This is a genomic window from Christiangramia aestuarii, from assembly GCF_009735585.1.
Taxonomy (GTDB): domain Bacteria; phylum Bacteroidota; class Bacteroidia; order Flavobacteriales; family Flavobacteriaceae; genus Christiangramia; species Christiangramia aestuarii.
This window is the reverse complement of sequence record NZ_VJVW01000003.1, coordinates 368,366-388,267: the sequence shown is the minus strand read 5'-3', so window position 1 is coordinate 388,267 and position 19,902 is coordinate 368,366. Positions and strand designations below refer to the sequence as shown.

Genomic DNA, 19,902 nt, shown 5'->3' with positions numbered 1-19,902 from the left:
TCTATTGTTAATATTAATTAAAAATCTGTTAAGCAGAGAAAGAGAAATCTGCTAAATTTGGATATGGAAATGACCCAAGCCCTCAAAAAACTTTCTGGCCAGCTTAGCGGTAATCTGGTCTTCGATGACCTTTGGAAAAGCATTTATGCCACAGACGCTTCCGTATATCGTGAAATGCCCCTGGCAGTAAGCTTTCCGAAGAATACTGAGGATCTAAGAATCCTTATAGATTTTGCTAGGCAGCATAAAACATCCCTTATTCCCAGAACTGCGGGTACCTCTTTGGCTGGTCAATGTACGGGTGACGGCATAGTGGTAGATGTTTCCAGGTATTTTACAGATATTATAAAGATACATCCTCACAAGAAAACGGTAACGGTGCAGCCGGGAGTGATACGGGATGACCTTAACCGGAAACTAGAAAAACACGGGCTTTTCTTTGGTCCCAATACCTCCACTTCTAATCGCTGCATGATAGGGGGGATGGTAGGAAACAATTCCAGTGGAACCACCTCGATAAAATATGGCACCACAAGGGATAAACTTATTTCGCTGAAGGTTCTGCTAAGTGACGGCAGCCCGGCAGAGTTCCGGGAATTAAGCCGTGAAGAATATGAACAAAAATTAAAGCTGGACAATCTTGAAGGGCAGATCTACCGGGAGGTGAATTCCATTCTAAGCGAGGAAAAAAACCAGGCAGAGATCCTGAAGAATTATCCGCCGGCAGAACTTCACAGAAGAAATACCGGATATGCCCTCGATGAACTGCTCAGGTCTGAGATCTTCGATGAGGACAAAGGCAGGTTCAACCTTTGCAAGCTTATCGCGGGGAGCGAAGGTACCCTGGCATTTATTACCGAGATCACCCTGCAGCTGGACGAATTGCAGCCGGAATTCACGGCCATGGTTGCGGCACATTATCACAGTATAGACGCCTGCATGCAGGCAGTGGTTCCGGCCATGAAACACTCGCTTTATACCTGCGAGATGATGGATAAGGTCATCCTGGATTGTACCAAGGAAAGCCTGAAATACCGCGATAACAGGTTCTTTATTGAAGAAGATCCTGAAGCTATCCTGATGCTGGAACTAAGAAGCGATTCTGAAGTTGAGTTACAACAGCAGGTCGACAAATTGCTTAAGGATCTAAGGGCTTCTAATCTAGGTTATGCCTTCCCGGTGCTGTATGACGGCCAGATAGACCTGGCCCTTGAACTACGCAAAGCAGGACTTGGATTGCTGGGAAATATGAAAGGAGACCGCAAAGCCGTTGCCTGTATCGAAGATACGGCCGTGGCACTTCCCGTTCTGGCCGATTATATTTCGGAATTCAGCAGGATCATGAAATCTTACAACCAGCAGGCGGTTTATTACGCTCATGCTGGCGCTGGAGAGATCCACCTTAGGCCTATACTGAACCTGAAGAAATCTGAAGACATTAAACTATTCAGAAGTATCACCAGGGATGTGGCAGAACTGGTCAAGAAATATAATGGTTCCCTAAGCGGTGAGCATGGGGACGGTAGGGTGAGAGCTGAGTTCATTGAGCTCATGTATGGAAAACAGGTCTATGAGCTTTTGAAAAAGATCAAATATAGCTTTGATCCTCAAAACATTTTTAATCCGGGTAAGATCGTGGACGCACCACCCATGGATACTTCTTTAAGATATGAACCCGACCGGAAAGAACCGGAATTTGATACCATCATGGACTTTTCTGATGCCGATGGAATACTGAGGCTGGCTGAAAAATGTAATGGCAGTGGTGACTGCCGGAAGTCGGTGGAAGCCGGTGGAACCATGTGCCCCAGTTATCGCGCCACCAAAGATGAAAAGGATACGACCAGGGCCAGGGCGAACGCGCTGCGTGAATTCCTTACCAGGTCTGAAAAACCGAATCCTTTTGATCACGAAGAACTTAAAGAGGTACTGGACCTTTGCATTAGTTGCAAAGGTTGTAAGAGCGAATGTCCTTCAAATGTGGATATGGCTGCCTTAAAGGCCGAATTTCAACACCAGTACCGTAAAACGCATAAACCGAGTTTCCGCGATAAGGCTTTTGCCAATATTACCCAACAGAATGAGTTGGCCTCCAAATTCCCTTCCATCTCAAGGTTCATGCTTAGTAATTCTTTTACCTCGGGAGTGGCCAAGAAGATTCTGGGCGTTGCCAAAGAACGTGAACTACCCGTAGTAGCCAGGCAAAGCCTGAAAAAATATTATTTAAATAACCGGAATAAGTTCGATCCCAAGGACCCGGTTAAAACGGTCTATCTCTTTAATGATGAATTCACCAACTACCTGGATGTACAAGTGGGGAAAGATGCCCTGCATCTCTTCGCTGCACTCAATTATAAGGTGGTGATCATAGAGCATCCGGAAAGCGGACGCAGCCAGATCTCTAAGGGATTTCTCACCAGGGCGAAGGAACTGGCCAACCAGAACGTTTCCATATTTAAAGATTTGATAAGTAAAGACACTCCCTTGATAGGAGTGGAGCCTTCGGCCATCTTAAGCTTCAGGGATGAATATCTGAGGCTGGCAGATGATAAGGAAGCGGCTAAAAAACTTTCTGAGAATTGTTTTATTATCGAGGAGTTCCTTAAACAGGAAATTTCCGAAGGAAACATCAGCTCTACCCAGTTTACCAGGAAGAAAGCTACGGTGAAAGTACATGCACACTGTCACCAGAAGGCTTTATCAAATTCGGCCAGAACTTTTGATATCCTTAACCTTCCCGAGAATTACAAAGTGACCATCATACCCTCAGGTTGTTGCGGAATGGCCGGTTCTTTCGGTTACGAAAAGGAGCATTACGAGATTAGTATGAGAATAGGGGAGAATTCATTGTTTCCGGCAATAAGGAAAAGTGAAAAAACTACCATCATTTCTGCCAATGGAACCAGTTGCCGGCACCAGATTAAAGACGGTACCGGGCGGGTAGCCCAACATCCCGTAACTATCCTGCGCAAGGCCCTGAACAAACGCTAAAATTCTGTCAATGTTAATAGTTTTCTAAAATTATTTCCAGGCGTCCTTAAAACTGTAATTTTAAACTTTTGCACGGAGAATTACCATTGATGACAGAGGAAAATCTTAAGGTCACAGAGTTAGAAAAGAAGCTTAAAAAGAAGGAAGATGAGCTTGAAAGGCTTCGAAAAGAAAATGAGTCTATAAAAAGATCCAACCTTGAATTGAAAGAGGAAATATTTCAATTCAAGGGCCTCGTATATTCTTCTACTTCTCTAATTACATTTCTCAAAGGACCAGACTACATAATAGAATTTGCCAACAAACCTATCAAGGAGGTTTGGGGTAAAGGCTATGATGTTGAAGGTAAATCCCTTTTTGATGTTCTCCCCGAATTACATTCTCAAGGAATAAAAGAGTATCTGGATCAGGCCTTTTATAAGGGTGAGCCTTTTCATGCGAGAAGCCTGCCTATAGAGCATGACAAAAATGGAGAAATGGTAAGGTATTTTTTTGATTTCTCCTACATGCCTCAATATAATTATAACAGGGAAATAATAGGTGTAGGTGTTATTGCTCAGGATATTACCAATCGCAAAAGAGCAGAAACCGAACTAAAAGAAAGCGAGCACAGGTATAGAGAAATGATCCATTCTTCTAATTCCCTGATCGCAATTTTAAGGGGCCCAGAGATGATCATTGAAATTGCGAACGACGCGATAAAGGAAGTTTGGGGTAAAGGAGCAAATGTAGAAGGAAAATCTCTTTTTGAGGTGCTCCCGGAAATTGTTGACCAGGGTATGCCTGAAATCTTCAGAACTGTTTATGAGACCGGGGAGACAGTGGTAGCCCAGGAAAGTCCAATTATGCACCTGAAAAACGGTGAAATGGTTCTTGGTTATTTTGATTTTATGTACCAGGCCCTTAAAGATTCCAGTGGCGAAATAGAAGGAGTTTCTGTTATAGCAAATGAAGTTACTAACCAGGCTTTATTAAACAGGCAGATCAAAAAAAGTGAGAGAGAATTTCGTGAACTGGTGAATTTTATGCCTCACAAAATAAGCCTTACAGATACAGAAGGTGTTCCGGTTTATTATAATCAAAGCTGGCTGGATTTTACCGGGAAGAGTTTTGATGAATTACTTTCAGAGTCTTACCTTGATATGGTGCATCCAGATGAGAGGGAGTTTGTAGAAAATGAAGTGGAAAGGTGTTTGTCTACCGAGGAAAACCTGGATATTGAAGTTCAGATAAGGAATAAGGATGGAAATTATATCTGGCACCTTGCCAAGGCTACACCTATAAGAGATGAAGAAGGAAATATTACCTCCTGGATTAGCTCAAGTACCGAGATCCAAAAGTTAAAAGAAGACGAAAAACGTCAGGAAGATTTTCTTAAGCTGGTAAGTCACGAATTAAAAACGCCAATAACTTCCATTAAGGGATATATTCAGCTCTTATTGGCATCACTTCCTGATGACAACAGGGATACTGAAAAACGGCTGCCTATCAAACCTTATCTCAACCGGGTGGAAACCCAGGTAGAAAGATTGATAAGGTTATTATCTGAAATGCTGGACCTTTCCAAGATCGAGCAAAACGAGCTAGAGCTGAAAATTGAAAAATTCAATTTGAATTCACATGTAAGAGAAATTCTTGAGGACCTGAAATATTCAAATAGGAACGTTCAATTAGAACTTGAAGAGGATTTCAGCTGTGAAGTACATGCAGATAAAGATAGAATTGGGCAGGTTATTATTAATTTTGTCACGAATGCCTTAAAATATTCACCCGATAGTAACAGGGTTCAGTTAAAGATCTTTGAACCGGAAAAGGGCCATGTCGCAGTAAGTGTGAAGGATTTCGGTATTGGTATAAACGAAAAGGAACAAAATCAGATCTTTAAAAGATTCTACAGAATTTCAGGCAATAAAGACGATACCTACGAAGGTTTCGGAATAGGCCTTTATCTCTCAAATGAGATCATTGAAAGGCATAACGGAAAAATATTTGTAAAAAGCGAGTTAGGAAAAGGCTCGGAATTTACTTTTACCATTCCACAAAATCACCAAAAATAAAAATGGCTAAAATTTTAATTGTTGACGATGACCAAACCATTGGTTTAATGCTGAAGGATATTCTTGAGTTTAGCGGACATGAGGTGGTAGCCTCAATGGAACCGAAAAAGACCAAGGAGAATATTGGAAAACATGGGGTGGAACTTATCCTCCTGGATAAACTTATCTCTGGAGTAGATGGTACTGATGTTTGCAAAAGCCTGAAAGAAGATGAGGCTTACTCGCATATCCCGGTGATCATGATGTCGGCCTTGCATAATGTTGGAGATATCTGCAAGGAGGCAGGCGCTGTAGATTTTCTTGCCAAGCCATTCGATATGGATGCTTTGTTGCAGAAGATAGAGCTCATTCTGGAAAAACAACCCGATTCTTCAAGAACCTAAACTGAACTTATTTCCTAACTTTTTAATTTCCTGTCGGATCAAATCATATATTCCGGCAGCATTTTGGGTATTTGTAATTTTGAATAGCTATGGCTGGGATACTAACAATAAACAGGATTCCATTTTTAAATATCTTCTTAAAAAATTACATTTGTTCAAAATCCCTTAGATGCCCGGAAATTCCTTTGGTAAAATGTTCAAATTAACCACTTTTGGCGAGTCACATGGTGTGGCCATTGGTGGTGTGATAGACGGATGTCCGGCAGGTCTGGATATCGATATTGAAAAAGTACAACAGGACCTGGACAGGAGAAGGCCGGGACAGTCGGCCATTGTAACCCAGCGTAAGGAGCCTGATACGGTAGAATTCCTTTCTGGCATCTTCGAAGGCAAATCTACAGGGACTCCTATTGGTTTTGTTATCAAGAATGCTAACCAGAAATCCAAAGATTATTCCCATATAAAAGACACTTACAGGCCCAGTCACGCCGATTATACCTACGACGAAAAGTATGGGGTGCGCGATTATCGCGGTGGTGGAAGATCCTCTGCCAGGGAAACTGCCTGCAGGGTAGTGGCCGGTAGTATCGCTAAGCAACTGCTAAGCGAGATAAAGATCAATGCCTTTGTTTCTTCGGTAGGAAAACTGGAACTTCAGAAAGATTATACTCAGCTTGATTTTAACGAGATCGAAAAGAACCCGGTGCGTTGCCCTGATCCGGAAATGGCCAAAGAAATGGAGGCCTATATCAAGGAAATTCGATCCGAAGGTGATACCGTTGGAGGAACCGTGCAATGCGTGATCAAAAATGTGCCTAAAGGACTGGGAGAGCCCGTATTCGATAAATTACATGCAGAACTTGGAAAAGCCATGCTTTCCATTAATGCCGTAAAGGGTTTTGAATACGGAAGCGGCTTCGAGGGAACCAAAATGCGGGGTAGTGAGCACAACGACCATTTCAATAAAGATGGTTCAACTCAAACAAATCTTAGCGGTGGAATACAGGGAGGGATCTCCAATGGGATGGACATCTACTTCAATGTGGCCTTTAAACCAGTGGCGACCCTTATGCAAAAGCAACAAACTATTAATTCTAAAGGCGAAGAAGTGGAAATGCAGGGGAAAGGGCGACATGATCCCTGCGTGGTACCAAGGGCCGTTCCTATCGTGGAATCCATGGCCGCTTTGGTCATTGCCGACTTTTATCTTCAAAATAAATCTTCGAAAATTTAATTTTTAAAAGCATATAATGAAAAAACTTGCACTGCATTGGCAAATATTATTAGGAATGGTAGCAGGGGTCTTGTTCGCCCTTGTATTGACTAATTTTAGCTGGGGAGCTGATTTTGTGAGCGACTGGATAAAACCTTTCGGGAATATCTTTATAAATGCTCTTAAACTCATCGCAGTGCCATTGATCCTGGCCTCTTTAATTAAGGGGATCTCCGACCTTAAGGACATTTCAAAATTGTCCAAGATGGGAACCCGAACCATTGCGACCTATATTGTGACCACGGTGATCGCGGTTTCCATAGGACTAGTGATGGTGAATTTGATTGGACCGGGTAGAACTATTTCAGATGAAACCAGGACCGATCTAATTACAAGTTACGAGGGAGATGCTTCTGTGCGGATCTCAGATGCCCAGAAACAAAAGGATGCCGGCCCTCTACAGGCGCTGGAAGACCTTGTCCCTAGTAACATCATCGGAGCAGCGGGAGATAATGGGAATATGCTGCAGGTGATCTTTTTCGCTATTTTCTTCGGAATTGGTCTTATCCTGATCCCTGAAAAAACCGCCAAACCAGTGAAGGATTTCTTCGATGGCTTTAACGAGGTCATTCTGAAGATGATCGATCTTATCATGCTCACGGCTCCCTATGGTGTTTTTGCCCTGCTGGCAGCCCTTGTGGTAGAATCACCAAGTACCGACCTTTTCGCAGCCCTGGCCATGTATGCCGTAACCGTATTATTAGGCCTTGCCTTAATGATTGGGGTGTATATACTGCTGGTTTGGGTATTTACAAAGAACACTCCATCTTTCTTTATCAACGGAATATCTCCTGCGCAGTTACTTGCTTTTTCAACCAGCTCCAGTGCAGCGACGCTTCCTGTAACCATGGAACGAGTGGAAGAGCATATGGGAGTTCATAAGGAAGTGACCAGTTTTGTTCTGCCTATTGGAGCGACCATCAATATGGATGGAACCAGTCTTTACCAGGCCGTGGCCGCGATCTTTATCGCCCAGGCCTTCGGGATGGATTTAACTTTGGGAACTCAACTTGGAATTATCGCAACGGCAACTTTGGCCTCCATTGGTTCAGCTGCCGTACCAGGAGCTGGAATGGTAATGCTGGTGATCGTACTTGCACAGGCTGGGATACCCGAAGCAGGTCTTGCTCTAATCTTTGCTGTAGACAGGCCACTGGATATGTGTAGAACCGTAGTGAATGTTACCGGTGATGCCGCTGTATCTCTAATGGTTGCTAAATCGGTTGATATGATGGGCCCACCAAACGTAAAGAATTGGGACGATGACTATCACCCGGAGCCTGAAACGATTTCAGAAAAAGTTTAATCTAAAAATTTAGCTTTTAGTTCGGGAGTGGGGATCATGCATTGTTTCTTCTTCCCGAACCACTTATAGCGGTTATTCGCGATAAAGTCGTAGATGCCGTCTCGCATCACCTCAGGGATAAAAAGGAAATTCTTCAGTAATGAATAGCCGCCAGAAAGATCTCTGGCGATCTCCAGGGCAGCAGTCGATTTTCGATAATAAGCTACTCCTGGTTCGATAAGCATAATGGAGTCTATCTCATCTGGATCCATACCGCGTTCGGCAACCAGTTCTTTTCCCAGCTCACTTTGCAGCGAGGCATACCTGAAAACATCCTTCTTATCATGCTTAATGATAAACTGCACCGCCCCGTCACAGAGATTGCAAACTCCGTCGAACAGGATGACCTTTTTATTTTTAGGTAATTGAGCCATCTTCTTATTTTTTAGCTGCCTGTACCAGTTCCAGCTGATCCAAAGATACGGAAGTCGTGAACATTCCGTAGTTCACAATAGCTTTTCCTTTTTCAATGGTATCTATAGAGCCGACAGATTTACTGTCTTCCAGCCGTACCCGGTCGCCAACTTTCAGATTTGCCTTTGGTTTGTTGGCTTCGGCCTTTTTGATCTGTTCTTCCTTCTTTTTCTCGGCTTTTTTCTTTTCGCGAATAGGCTGTATCTTTTTCTGAACTTCCTGTTTCAGTTTTCTCTCCTGCGCCTTTTTCGCTTTTTGTTTCTTGAGATCCTCCTTTTTACGCTTGGAGTTTTCGATCTCCACCATTTTCAGGAATTCACCAATAAGTTCTTTTTTCTTCTTGTTGGTGAAATATTTCTCGCTCATATCGTTCACCTTCTGTCCAAGATAAATCAGTCTCTGGTTGGCATCGTAAAGCTCCTGGTAGCTCTCCAATTTTTGCTGAACCCTGTTATTGATTTCTTCTAGTTTTTCTTTTTGTTCAGCCGCTTTTTCTTCCTTGGTCTTTAAGGAATCGGTGGTTTTTCTTAATTCTGAACGTTCCTTCTGAAGCTTGGCGATACTTCTGTCGAACCTGATCTTACCTCGTTCCACTTTCTTTTTAGAGCGGTTGATAAGGCTGTAGGGAATACCATTTTTCTGGGCCACCTCGAAAGTAAATGAACTTCCTGCTTCACCTACCTGGAGTTTATACACCGGTTCCAGCGTCTTATTATCGAACATCATGTTCGCATTGCTCATATCTGGCAATTCATTGGCCAGCTTTTTCAGGTTTGCGTAATGCGTGGTCAGGATTCCGTAGGAACCTTTTTCATAGAAAACTTCGAGGAATGTTTCGGCCAGCGCGCCACCCAGTTCAGGGTCACTACCCGTCCCGAATTCATCGATAAGGAAAAGCGTTTTGTCGTCACATTTCCGAAGGAAATAATTCATGTTCTTCAGCCTGTAGCTGTAGGTACTCAGATGATTTTCAATGGACTGGTTATCCCCGATATCGGTTAGAACTTTTTTGAACAGGCACATGCGGCTATATTCGTGAACAGGGATCAGAATCCCGCTTTGAACCATTACCTGCAGCAATCCTACCGTTTTAAGCGTAATACTTTTTCCTCCGGCATTAGGACCGGAGATGACCATGATGCGATTGTTCGGCATCAGTTCTATGCTCTGCGGAAAAGTCTTTTCACCTTTCTTCTTGTTATTCAAATAGAGCAGGGGATGATAAGCATCTTTCAAATGCAATTCCCGTTCGCGGGTGATCTTAGGCAAAATTCCGTTGATCTTTTCGGCATACTTCGATTTGGCTGCGATCACATCCATATCGCTCAAAAGATCCTGGTATTCTATCAGAATTTCACGGTAAGGCCGGGTGAACTCGGTAAGTTCCTTTAAAATACGTTTAACCTCTTCCTTTTCTTCATATTCAAGGTTATTCAGCTCGCGCGTGAATTTAAAGGTGGCTTCGGGTTGTATATATACGATACTTCCGGTCTTGGAATTGCCCATTATTCCGCCTTTCACTTTACGACGATGCATGGCTTTCACCGCGAGAACACGTACATTCTCGACCACACTTTCCTTTATTTCGTCCAGGTATCCGTAGGAATTGTAGGCAGATAAGGCTGAATTAAAGCTCGAATTTATCTTTCCTCTCACTGAATTGATGGAGCGCCTTAAATCCTGAAGCAGGGGAGAGGCATCATCTTTCATTTCCCCAAAACGATCTATCACGCCGTTGATCTTATCGGTAAGACTCGTATCGAATTCGATATGAGACACCGTTTCTGAAAGCGCCGGGTAGGCTTCGCTGTATTTCCGGAAATATTTTAAATGTGTATTTACGGTTTCGGTGATAGCGGATATCTTTCGGAAGCCAGAGATCTCGATGAGAGAACCTTCAATGCCCAGTAATTTAATTTCTGACTGAATGGAATCGAAGCCGTGATTCGGGATAGGCTGATCCTGGGTCTTTGAATTGAAGTATTCATTAGTCTGGTTTAGACCGAATACGGTTTTTTTATAATTTGGATAAGGTTGAATGGCAAGAGCTTTTTCTTTTCCCTGCCCGGTAATGCATAATTCGCTGATCTGCTCACATACTACCGGAAACTCAAGATCTTCAAGACTCCTGGAACTAATTTTTATCATATCAATTTTTCCCTACTTTTGAGGCTCTGCAAAGTTACTTAATTCTCATGAACGTAAGAATACACCCCAGCTGGAAAAGTGAACTGAAACCAGAATTCGAAAAGGATTACTTCAAGAAACTTATCGATTTCGTAAAAGATGAATATTCTGAACATAAATGCTTTCCGCCGGGACCTGAAATATTCGCGGCTTTCGATCATTCGGTTTTCGAGGAAACCAGGGTAGTCATCCTTGGCCAGGACCCGTATCATGGGAATGGACAGGCCAACGGACTTTGCTTTTCAGTAAAGGACGGGATCCAATTTCCGCCCTCGCTGATCAATATTTTCAAAGAGATCGAAAATGACCTGGATAAGCCATTGCCAGAATCCGGGAATCTTCAAAGATGGGCAGACCAGGGAGTATTATTGCTGAATGCTACCTTAACGGTTAGAGCTCATCAGGCAGGATCACATCAGAAAAAAGGTTGGGAAACCTTTACCGACCGGGTGATAAAGCTGATCTCTGAGCATAAAGAGAACGTGGTATTTATGCTTTGGGGTGGTTATGCCAAGAAAAAAATTAAATTGATCGATGCTTCAAAACACCTGATACTGACCAGTGGTCATCCTTCTCCATTAAGCGCAAACCGCGGATACTGGTTCGGGAATAAACACTTTAGTAAAGCGAATGAATATTTAAAGCAGCATGGGAGAAAAGAAATAAATTGGTGATAAAGAAAGACCGGCTATTAACCGGTCTTTTCTAGATTCATAAAACTGAAATATTACATTTCAAGCATCCTGACTTCTGCACTTCCTCCTGCGAACAGCTTATTTTCAAGCACCCAAAGATTGCCTTTTTTATCGAAGGTTATCGCTCCGGGATAAACCAGTCCTGAGGCTACTTCGTTAACAAGTTCGCCCGTATCCGGATCATAGGCCGAAATAGTACCACCAGCGGCCGGAACTGTTGGAGCCACAGAAGAGATCCAGCTGTTTTCATCAAATTCTACCACATAAAGCAATCCGTCAGGGCCAATCTCGACATCAATTACCGAAGTTAGTCCGTCTATAAGAACATAACATTCTGCAGAACCTTCAATTTCTGAACATACCAGGTTATTGGCATCTGCTGGAAATTTCCAAACACGGGATAGGCCGATAGGTAGATCTCCGTCAACTTCTCCAGTCAGTTCTCCTACGTATACATAACCGTCTTCAGATATAGCAACCGATGTGGGTACCGGCTGTACATAACAATTGAGTTCACCACGCGTAAAAAACAGTTTATATTCCCCGTCTTCTACCGGAGGAGTTATAATTGCCTTCCAGTCTATCTCACCTTCGGTGGTGGCCTGTAGGATTGTATTACCTGCCGCATCTGCTACCAGCACGGTTTCGCCATCAAAAGCACTTAACTTATAGGGGTTGTTTTGAGGCCCTTCGCTGAAGCCTTCATATTCCTCGCAAGCCTGGTTTTTCCATTGGGTTCCTTCAAAGGCATCGGGATCATTTTCTCGTTCAAATCTCGCCAGGTCGGCTACCATACGAACATTCCCTTTGGAAGCGCGATACAATTCACCATTCTGAGCTAGGTCGGTTCCTGCAGTGGTAAAAAAAGCATTTCCTGCGCCAATGGATTCAATACCCTGAATGTTGGTTTCGGTATCGAGCCCGATCATCGTGGAAATCTTCCCGTTCTTGATAAGCTTGATGCTTCGGTTCCCCGAAAACTCATTTACTCCCAGCATAATACTTCCGTCTGGGGTTGTAGAAATATCAAAAACGATACTTCCAGGAAATTCGTAAGATCCGGTTGATTCAGTTTTTTTAGCAGATAGGTCACTGGTTTCCTGGATCAGCCTCGTCGGTTCTTTTTCGCAACCTAATATGATCGCAAAGGAAAGGCATAGAAAAGCCATCCATCTTAATTTTTGATGTTTGGATTTTAAAATCTTCATAATGAGTATATTTTTGGTTAATTATTAATACAATTACCCAGCATGAAGGTTTAGAACATAGTTTTGGTTTAAATGAATAACGTGCAAATGAAAAGTTTAATCGGTAGATTTTATTTGCTTGCGATATATTATAGGGTAATGGGGCCTGAACTGAATTTAGGGACAGTAAAAAATAGGTTAGATCAAATGTCTAGAGATTCTAAAACTTTCAAATTTTAATTACAATCAAAATTCATGAGTTTAATTTCATTCGCCAACACAATAATTTAATGATATAAAGGAAAAAAAGCAAATTATTACGGGGAGATCTTATTATTGACCCATATGTAAAGTACTGAAAATAAATTTGCAAAGTCTTCATGGGAGATTTTAGTTCTTGGATTTTAACTGCCCCATAAAACTCATGTTCTGGTACTCAGCAGTATTTATCGAGTTTTTTATCTGGTTTAATGATTGCGCCGTTAGCAGGACACTATTCTTCGAATTCTTTTTGTCGGTGTAATGCATCTCGGTCACTAATCCTTCTGAAAATCGTTTGATGAGGCCTGGATCAATATTAGGAAGGTTCTTACCCATAGAGCCGGACGAATTGAAGAGAGTGCTCATTTCTATTGGTGCTTCTGAAGTATGATATACCTGGGCGATATATTCGTTATTTTCAAGTTCTACCCCTTTGCTCTTATAACCGATAATGGTTTTATCGGGGAGCTCGCGTATTTTTAGATCGGCCAGATCGGCCTGGCTTTGCTCATCCTGCATAGAATGGATCTGAAGGATCTTATTATTACCAGATTGCATGAACATGACCAGGGCATTAATGTTTGAATCGAAAACCATGGTAGCTTCATCAGATTTTTCCATCTTCATTTTGATGCCCTGGTAATTTGAGTTCTTTTTTAGAAGGAATATTAGATCCAGCGCATCCTGTTTCTGGTTTGGCATTTCCATTTTTAGTTGGTACTCCCAATCGAAATCGTAAGTAGCTGGCAGATTTCCTGCGGCGACATTGTTTTTTCTGGCGTTTGAAGGCATGGATTTATTGTAAACAGGATCATTACCCATGTCATTTCCCTGTGACCTGTTATTTCCACCAGGTGGAGTAGCGTCGGCACCGGCCATGAACAGATCCTGGAAAGGCATTTTTACTTCAACCGCCTCTGGTACACTTACCGATACAGGTTCGTAAGAGAACTTATAGTTTCCAGTTCCCTGCGCCTGTTGACTGTCTACCTTCGCATAGACCTCAGAAATACGGTCCTGGCTATCGAAAAGTACCCAGGAACCTTTGTTTTCTGGATTGGTGTATAGAAATTTAGGGCAGGTTCCACCATCCGGACAGGGAGCAGTGGTTTCCTGGTAATCGCCGTTTCTAAAATGTTCAGGCTTATAAATAAAGGCCCATTCCACGATCTGGAAGGTGTTCATATTCAGGCCCTGTTCTTTAAGTTTTTCTGCCGCATCCATAGTTGGTCCAACAGGAAGTTTTATAATTCCCATAGACATAGCTGGCATCATAAAGGCCATAGCGTCTGAGCTCATGAGCCCGGTCTTTTCCCAGCGACCTTCTCCTTCATTATAGGCATAATTGAATCCTTCGCTATCTATATAAATGGTTCCTTTGGAATCTGGAGCTTCACCGCGTGCGGCAAGTTCATCACTGTCAAAATAATATGAACTGCCTTTCCCGACAGAATCTGAAGTTTTTACTATGACGTCTGAGGTGTAGAAGGCTCTCTTGGCTTCGGTATTGATGCTTTTTGCAGGATTGGAGCTTTTAGAAGCAGGTCTGTTTCCCGGAGTTGTGTTGTTCTGAGCTTGTGGTTTTACAACACTGTCAAAGGCGCTGCTGACCGTTTTTTCGGTTTTCTCCTCGGTCTTTTTGAGGATCACCCTTTCACTGGTCTTTTCAACTTCCTTCTTTAGTTTCTTTAAGATCTGTGCTTCCGCTGGACTGCTGAAGAATATTAGGATCAAACTTAAAATTAGTAATCGCGCTTTCATGTTCCCTTTCTTTGCCAAAATTGAATTAAAAATCAGGCGGTATCAACTGAAATTCTATATATCAAAATAGAGGGGGGATTGCGCAAAAGGCAATTCAGGTATTAAAACCTTGAGGATCAATAAATACAAAGATACGATTTATCGGCTTGATGCGGTTCTGAATTTAAGATTAGAAGCCGAAGGAAAATTAAAAAGAATGGGTAAGCTCATTGAAAGCTTTTTTCTCCTCAATAAGGTTGAGCATTGCAAGGTTTTTTTGAACGTTCTCCATTTCGTTTTCACTGATCTGCTGCTGACTCCATCGGGTAAGGTCAAGCCACTTTCGTATATCCTCGAGTTTTTGGCCATAACCTTCTGAAAGCTTTTGGTCGATATTCTTTTTCAATTTGAAATCCCGAGTTTCAGCATTCAGCACCTTGAGCATTTTTTGCAAGGCTTCAGGATTTTCCTGAATGAATTCCTCCCGTGCGGCAATAACGAAACAGGGCCAGGGAGTAGGGCAGTCGGCCACCAGCCTGAAGGTATTATCGTCTACCAGTGGTTTGGTGGTGAAATGCTCCCACATAAAATACTGCGCCCTATCGTTAGTTAGGGCTTCCACAGCACCATCAAGATTATGAACGATCTCGAATCTAAGTTCATCCAGGTTCCAGTTCCTGTGCTGGGCGTTAACGTAAGCCATTAGGTGAGAGCCACTGCCTTCTCTGCTAATGGCGGCTTTGGTTCCTTCAAGATCCTGAACATTTTTGTAAGGAGATTTTGCAGCAACATGAATTCCCCATATAAGCGGGCTGCCAATATATTCCTGGATTATTTTGCTTTTATTGCCATTGATGATATCCCTGGTGACACCTTCAGTAAGAATTACCGCTACATCGATCTCGCCAGCCCGGAGAGCCTTGCACATGGCGCCGGTACCTTCGGGAACGTCCTTCCAGTTAACCTCGATACCTCCATTTTTAAAGCTTTCATTTTCTATGCAAATATGCCAGGGCATGTTGAAATGCTCGGGCACCCCGGCTACCTTGATCGTTTTCATGACGAATGTTTTTCCTTTAAATAATTATAGATCTCGTATTGCGAACGTATATCTTTCTCTCCTTCTTTTTTCTCTACGTAGCTGTTAGATTCTTCAGCATCCTGTATTCTCGCTTTTACATTGTCGTTAAGCTGAATATTCAGGATCTCCTTGAATTCCTTTTTAATGTCTTCATCGAGCACCGGCGCTACCACCTCGATCCTGCGATCCAGGTTTCGGTTCATCCAGTCGGCACTACCAAAGAACATTTTTTCGTCACCTCCGTTTTCGAAAAGATAGATTCGCCCATGTTCCAGAAAGCGGTCTACCACGCTGGTTATATAAATATTTTCGCTCAAGCCTTTAATGCCTGGAATTAAGGAAGTAAATCCTCGAATAAGCATGCGTACTTCAACGCCGGCATCACTTGCCTTATATAGAAGCTCGATCATTTCTTCATCTTCAAGGCTGTTCATTTTGGCCGTGATTCGCGCTTTTTTACCGGCCCGGGCATTCTCAATTTCATTATAAATGAGCTTGATGAATTCCTGCCTGGTCGAAAATGGCGAGATAAGCAGGTTCTTTTCGCGGGGGATGATCAATTCACCCTCCAAAACCTTGAAAAGTCTTTGCAGTTCCTTGGTGATATTCTTATCGGCCGTGAAAATGGCATGGTCGCAGTAAATTGCTGAAGTTTCGGCATTGAAGTTCCCAGTTCCTATATAGGCGTAACGCATGTTGATATCACCTTCCTGCCGGCATACCAGCATGATCTTCGAGTGAACCTTCACCTTGGGATAACTGTATATCACGTTCGCTCCCTTTTCCTCGAATTTCCTGCCCCAGCTAATATTGTTCTTCTCGTCGAAACGCGCCTTGGCCTCCACAAATACCGTGACCCTTTTTCCGTTTTCCAGGGCCTTCATCAGGGAATTGGTGAGATCTGATTCGTCGGCTACCCGGTAGAGGGAAATATTAATATGGGTTACCAGCTCATCTTCCGCAGCCATTTTCACGAAATTCTCCACATATGAAAAGGACATATAAGGAAAATGAAGAGACTGGTCTTTCTTGGCAATGGCTTCAAAGTAATTCTCACTGCCTTCCAGTACCTTGTGATTTAAGGGAGGTAGTTCCTTGAAATGCAGCTCCCGATTGTTGGTTGGATCTGGAAAGGAAAAGAAATCCTTGAAGTTATGATATTGGCCGCCTGGCATCATATCTATTTTGCCAAGCTTGAGCAGTTTCCTGATTTTCTTTTGCACCGGTTTAGGCATGCTGGCATCGTAAAGCAACCGGGTTGGCTGCCCATCGGTCCTTTGCTTTAGGGACTCGTAGATCTTTTCCGCAAGCACACCTTCGTAAATATCATCTATATATAGCTCGGCATCCCTGGAAAGCTTAATCTCGTAAATGCCTGTAATATCTGAATCGGGAAAAAGCTTATATGCCTCATGCCGAATGATCTCATCTAAATAGGTGATATCATGGGTGCCGGCATTATTTGAAAAAGGAACGAATCGTCCACAATCTTTCACCGGAATATTCACTACTGCCAACTGATCTTCCTTTTTAAAGGTTACCAGGAAGTACAGCACCGAATTTTCCAGGAAAAGCTCGTTTTCCTTATCCAGGTCCAGGATTATAGGTTTGAGGTGTTTTTCAACCTTATTATTAAAAAAGGATGCGGCGAATTCTTTGTGTTCAGCCTTGAAATGCTCTGCATCTAAAACGAAGATCCCATTGGCAGCCAGTTCGGGAAGTATCTGTTTATGATAGATATCCCCAAACCTGTCCTGTTGTTGCTTGACTTCCTGAATGATCTTCTTGGTGATCTTGGTAGGTCTAAGGGCCAGTTTTTTGCGAATGCTCTTTTTTACCCTTTTCATCTGCCGCAATTGGGAAACCCTTACCCTGAAATATTCATCAAGGTTTGAGGAGAAAATAGCCAGAAACTTTATCCGTTCATACAACGGATTGAGCTTATCTGAGGCTTCCTGAAGAACCCTCTCGTTAAAACTTAACCAATTAAGATCTCTGTGTCTAAATCGATCCTCATTAGGCTGCTGCATGTATCGAATATTGTTTCACCAAAAATACAAAGATCAGCATGTATAGCTTTTAATATATTGTTAAATACAGCGGCTACGAAACTATCCTGTCCAGGCAGTATTTAATGAGCTTATCCATCATTTCGCCGGCATTTTCAGAAAATTCTCCGGTCTCGCGATTAGCCAGTACCAGGTTCATGGAAACGGCATTATGCCCCATTAATTTGGACATTCCGTAAATCCCTGAGGTTTCCATCTCCAGGTTAGTGATTCGAAGCCCTTTATAATCAAAATCCCGAATCTTATCGTTCATTCCGGGATCTGGAACAGCATTTCTTAAAATCCTTGCCTGTGGGCCATAGAAACCTACATTGGTACCGGTAAAACCTTTAACGGTAGAGGAAGAGCTTAGTTTATTAATAAGCTTCTCGCTGGCTTCTACCACATAAGGAGTGGCTTTCTTAGGTGACCAATCGGTCTGCTCTATAAAAGCCTCGGAAATATCTGTTTTTAAGAAAGAATCATCTTTATAATAATGCAGGAGTCCATCAAAACCAATCGCAAGTTCACTCACCAGAAATGAATTTATGGGAATGTCCTTTCTGATAGAACCGGTAGTCCCTATACGAATAATGTCAAGGCTACTTAATTCTTTTTTGATCTTCTTTTCTTTCAGATCTATATTCACCAGGGCGTCCAGCTCGGTTAAAGCGATATCTATATTATCTGTACCCATACCTGTAGACATTACGGTGATACGCTTGCCCTTATAGGTTCCGGTATGTGTGGTAAATTCCCTTTTATGTTGTTCAACTTCAATCTTATCGAAGTATTTGCTAACTGTTGATACCCGGCCCGGGTCACCTACAGTAATAATGGTATCGCCAAGATCTTCCGGGAAAAGACCAAGATGGTAGATAGATCCGTCTGCATTCAGGATCAGTTCAGAAGCTTTTAAACTCATTTTATAGTTTCAGTAATTTGTGAGATTCAGATTCATAAAGGAAATCATACATTTTCGCACCTCCAAAGAACTCATCGTTTTTAAGATCACGATAAAAGTTCTTTTCACCCGCCAGGGCCTGTGTGCCCGCTGTGGAAAGCACTATCTTTTCCCCGGTATTCTTGTAGAAAAGGGAAAGTTTTTCCAGCAGGCGTTGCATTTGAGTGTCGCTGTAGCCGTAATATCCTTGATATTCCAGGGCATAACCAAGCAAATGATTTTCATTTTTAATATCGTGGCCTTCAATTAACCTCAGGATATTCCTTTCCAGGGTATTGATGCCGGTAATGCTGTTAGGGAACCTTTCTATATGGGCCCTGATACAACTGGAAAGATATTCAAAATTGGTGTTCACCTTAATCTGAGGTTTAAGCTTTAGGGGATTGTTTCCGCAGTAAAGTTCCCAGATAAGGTTGGCCACCTCCAGGTCCTCGGTGTTAAGATGTATCCTGTTCTTATAATGGTTACGCAATTCTTTCAGGCTTAATTGCGAAAGGGGTTTATGTTCTTTTTCTCCTTCCAGCTTTTTGCTGCAAACAAGTGAAACAGGAGCTTTATTTTCTATTTCGCTCAATATGCTAAGTGCTGCAAGCATATTTATATGGCAGAAAAGATCGAATTCGAACCACAGGATTACATTGTCATAATCTTTTAAGGTTTTTAATTTCTTCACCTCGGCGATGAAACGTTCCTCGTAGTTCTCTGCAGAAATATCATAAGTTTTTCGCAGGAACTTTTTCCGGATTTTAAAGAATTCTGAATTGATCTCCTGCTGGGTAGGGCCTTCACATAGTAATTCTCTCCAAATCACCAGCTCCCCGGGCAGATCTAATTCTTTCATCTGCTCAGCAAGGCTGTCACCATTTACTATATGTAAGACTTTATTTTCCATTTTTAAAACTTAAAAAAGCGTGCTGGATCAACCTCCAACACGCTTTACTTTATAACCTTCTTTTCTAAGAATCTGCATGATCTTATCCCTGTGTTCTCCCTGGATGATTATTTCACCATCCTTAGTGGAGCCACCAACACCACATTTTTTCTTTAGCATTTTCCCAAGGGAAATAAGTTCCTCTTCAGGACCCTGATAACCTTTAATAATGGTTACGGTTTTTCCGCCGCGTCCCTTATTGCTGTAATGGGCTTCAAGTTCCTGGTCTTCGGGAGCCAGTTTTTCCTGGGATGAATCTTCTACATAATCACTTTCATCAAAATCATCGTTAGTGGAAAAAACAAAACCTCCGAGATCCTCGAGACCTAATTTCTTCTTAGCCAT

Annotated in this window: 15 protein-coding genes; 6 read left to right on the top strand and 9 right to left on the bottom strand. The window is 42.5% G+C overall.

Going from position 1 to position 19,902, the window contains the following annotated elements:
- Positions 1–69: 69 nt before the first annotated feature.
- From FLP08_RS09665 to FLP08_RS09645, 5 genes are all read left to right on the top strand, one after another.
- The gene (locus tag FLP08_RS09665) at positions 70–2,991 is read left to right on the top strand and encodes an FAD-binding and (Fe-S)-binding domain-containing protein (RefSeq protein ID WP_156276677.1); all 2,922 of its coding nucleotides are present in this window, start codon (positions 70–72) and stop codon (positions 2,989–2,991) included.
- 89 nt (positions 2,992–3,080) lie between these two features.
- Positions 3,081–5,048, top strand: a complete 1,968-nt coding sequence (locus FLP08_RS09660) for a PAS domain-containing sensor histidine kinase (protein ID WP_156276363.1) — start codon at positions 3,081–3,083, stop codon at positions 5,046–5,048.
- Positions 5,049–5,050: 2 nt separating this feature from the next.
- Complete coding sequence (locus FLP08_RS09655) at positions 5,051–5,431, top strand: response regulator (protein WP_156276361.1); 381 nt, start codon at positions 5,051–5,053, stop codon at positions 5,429–5,431.
- Between the two features lie 169 nt (positions 5,432–5,600).
- Positions 5,601–6,665 (top strand): chorismate synthase, encoded by a 1,065-nt coding sequence (gene aroC / locus FLP08_RS09650; protein WP_156276359.1) that lies wholly within the window; start codon positions 5,601–5,603, stop codon positions 6,663–6,665.
- A 16-nt stretch (positions 6,666–6,681) separates the two neighbouring features.
- Positions 6,682–8,010: a dicarboxylate/amino acid:cation symporter gene (locus FLP08_RS09645; protein ID WP_156276356.1), complete on the top strand. Its 1,329-nt coding sequence runs from the start codon at positions 6,682–6,684 to the stop codon at positions 8,008–8,010.
- Here the strand turns inward: FLP08_RS09645 and FLP08_RS09640 are convergent.
- The gene (locus FLP08_RS09640) at positions 8,007–8,423 is read right to left on the bottom strand and encodes a thiol-disulfide oxidoreductase DCC family protein (RefSeq protein WP_156276354.1); all 417 of its coding nucleotides are present in this window, start codon (positions 8,421–8,423) and stop codon (positions 8,007–8,009) included. The two genes, FLP08_RS09645 and FLP08_RS09640, sit on opposite strands and share 4 nt — an antisense overlap.
- A gap of 4 nt (positions 8,424–8,427) precedes the next feature.
- Positions 8,428–10,611 carry an endonuclease MutS2 gene (locus tag FLP08_RS09635; protein WP_156276352.1) on the bottom strand — a complete coding sequence of 728 codons (2,184 nt, stop codon included), beginning with the start codon at positions 10,609–10,611 and terminating at the stop codon, positions 8,428–8,430.
- A gap of 47 nt (positions 10,612–10,658) precedes the next feature.
- On the opposite strand from FLP08_RS09635, the gene FLP08_RS09630 reads away from it, so the two are divergent.
- A complete protein-coding gene (locus FLP08_RS09630) occupies positions 10,659–11,324 on the top strand; it encodes a uracil-DNA glycosylase (protein WP_156276350.1) in 666 nt (221 codons plus the stop codon).
- 53 nt (positions 11,325–11,377) lie between these two features.
- Here FLP08_RS09630 and FLP08_RS09625 read toward each other — a convergent pair whose 3' ends face one another.
- The 7 genes from FLP08_RS09625 to FLP08_RS09595 form a co-directional block, all read right to left on the bottom strand.
- A complete protein-coding gene (locus tag FLP08_RS09625) occupies positions 11,378–12,553 on the bottom strand; it encodes a ScyD/ScyE family protein (protein ID WP_156276348.1) in 1,176 nt (391 codons plus the stop codon).
- Positions 12,554–12,922: 369 nt separating this feature from the next.
- Positions 12,923–14,554 (bottom strand): hypothetical protein, encoded by a 1,632-nt coding sequence (locus FLP08_RS09620; protein WP_156276346.1) that lies wholly within the window; start codon positions 14,552–14,554, stop codon positions 12,923–12,925.
- Between the two features lie 187 nt (positions 14,555–14,741).
- Complete coding sequence (locus FLP08_RS09615) at positions 14,742–15,593, bottom strand: substrate-binding domain-containing protein (RefSeq protein ID WP_156276344.1); 852 nt, start codon at positions 15,591–15,593, stop codon at positions 14,742–14,744.
- Positions 15,590–17,644, bottom strand: a complete 2,055-nt coding sequence (gene ppk1 / locus FLP08_RS09610) for a polyphosphate kinase 1 (protein WP_156276342.1) — start codon at positions 17,642–17,644, stop codon at positions 15,590–15,592. Before ppk1 ends, FLP08_RS09615 begins: the two co-directional genes overlap by 4 nt.
- Positions 17,645–17,717: 73 nt before the next feature.
- Positions 17,718–18,587 (bottom strand): nucleoside phosphorylase, encoded by an 870-nt coding sequence (locus tag FLP08_RS09605; protein ID WP_156276340.1) that lies wholly within the window; start codon positions 18,585–18,587, stop codon positions 17,718–17,720.
- A gap of 1 nt (position 18,588) precedes the next feature.
- Complete coding sequence (locus FLP08_RS09600) at positions 18,589–19,518, bottom strand: DUF1835 domain-containing protein (protein WP_156276338.1); 930 nt, start codon at positions 19,516–19,518, stop codon at positions 18,589–18,591.
- Between the two features lie 27 nt (positions 19,519–19,545).
- A complete protein-coding gene (locus tag FLP08_RS09595; protein WP_156276336.1) occupies positions 19,546–19,902 on the bottom strand; it encodes a translation initiation factor in 357 nt (118 codons plus the stop codon).

What these genes read in the sequence shown, in the direction of transcription:
- FLP08_RS09665 (WP_156276677.1), top strand. Translation starts at nt 70, where the DNA reads ATGACCCAAGCCCTCAAAAAACTTTCTGGCCAGCTTAGCGGTAATCTG.
- FLP08_RS09660 (WP_156276363.1), top strand. Translation starts at nt 3,081, where the DNA reads ATGACAGAGGAAAATCTTAAGGTCACAGAGTTAGAAAAGAAGCTTAAA.
- FLP08_RS09655 (WP_156276361.1), top strand. Translation starts at nt 5,051, where the DNA reads ATGGCTAAAATTTTAATTGTTGACGATGACCAAACCATTGGTTTAATG.
- aroC (WP_156276359.1), top strand. Translation starts at nt 5,601, where the DNA reads ATGCCCGGAAATTCCTTTGGTAAAATGTTCAAATTAACCACTTTTGGC.
- FLP08_RS09645 (WP_156276356.1), top strand. Translation starts at nt 6,682, where the DNA reads ATGAAAAAACTTGCACTGCATTGGCAAATATTATTAGGAATGGTAGCA.
- FLP08_RS09640 (WP_156276354.1), bottom strand. Translation starts at nt 8,423, where the DNA reads ATGGCTCAATTACCTAAAAATAAAAAGGTCATCCTGTTCGACGGAGTT.
- FLP08_RS09635 (WP_156276352.1), bottom strand. Translation starts at nt 10,611, where the DNA reads ATGATAAAAATTAGTTCCAGGAGTCTTGAAGATCTTGAGTTTCCGGTA.
- FLP08_RS09630 (WP_156276350.1), top strand. Translation starts at nt 10,659, where the DNA reads ATGAACGTAAGAATACACCCCAGCTGGAAAAGTGAACTGAAACCAGAA.
- FLP08_RS09625 (WP_156276348.1), bottom strand. Translation starts at nt 12,553, where the DNA reads ATGAAGATTTTAAAATCCAAACATCAAAAATTAAGATGGATGGCTTTT.
- FLP08_RS09620 (WP_156276346.1), bottom strand. Translation starts at nt 14,554, where the DNA reads ATGAAAGCGCGATTACTAATTTTAAGTTTGATCCTAATATTCTTCAGC.
- FLP08_RS09615 (WP_156276344.1), bottom strand. Translation starts at nt 15,593, where the DNA reads ATGAAAACGATCAAGGTAGCCGGGGTGCCCGAGCATTTCAACATGCCC.
- ppk1 (WP_156276342.1), bottom strand. Translation starts at nt 17,644, where the DNA reads ATGCAGCAGCCTAATGAGGATCGATTTAGACACAGAGATCTTAATTGG.
- FLP08_RS09605 (WP_156276340.1), bottom strand. Translation starts at nt 18,587, where the DNA reads ATGAGTTTAAAAGCTTCTGAACTGATCCTGAATGCAGACGGATCTATC.
- FLP08_RS09600 (WP_156276338.1), bottom strand. Translation starts at nt 19,518, where the DNA reads ATGGAAAATAAAGTCTTACATATAGTAAATGGTGACAGCCTTGCTGAG.
- FLP08_RS09595 (WP_156276336.1), bottom strand. Translation starts at nt 19,902, where the DNA reads ATGGCTAAGAAGAAATTAGGTCTCGAGGATCTCGGAGGTTTTGTTTTT.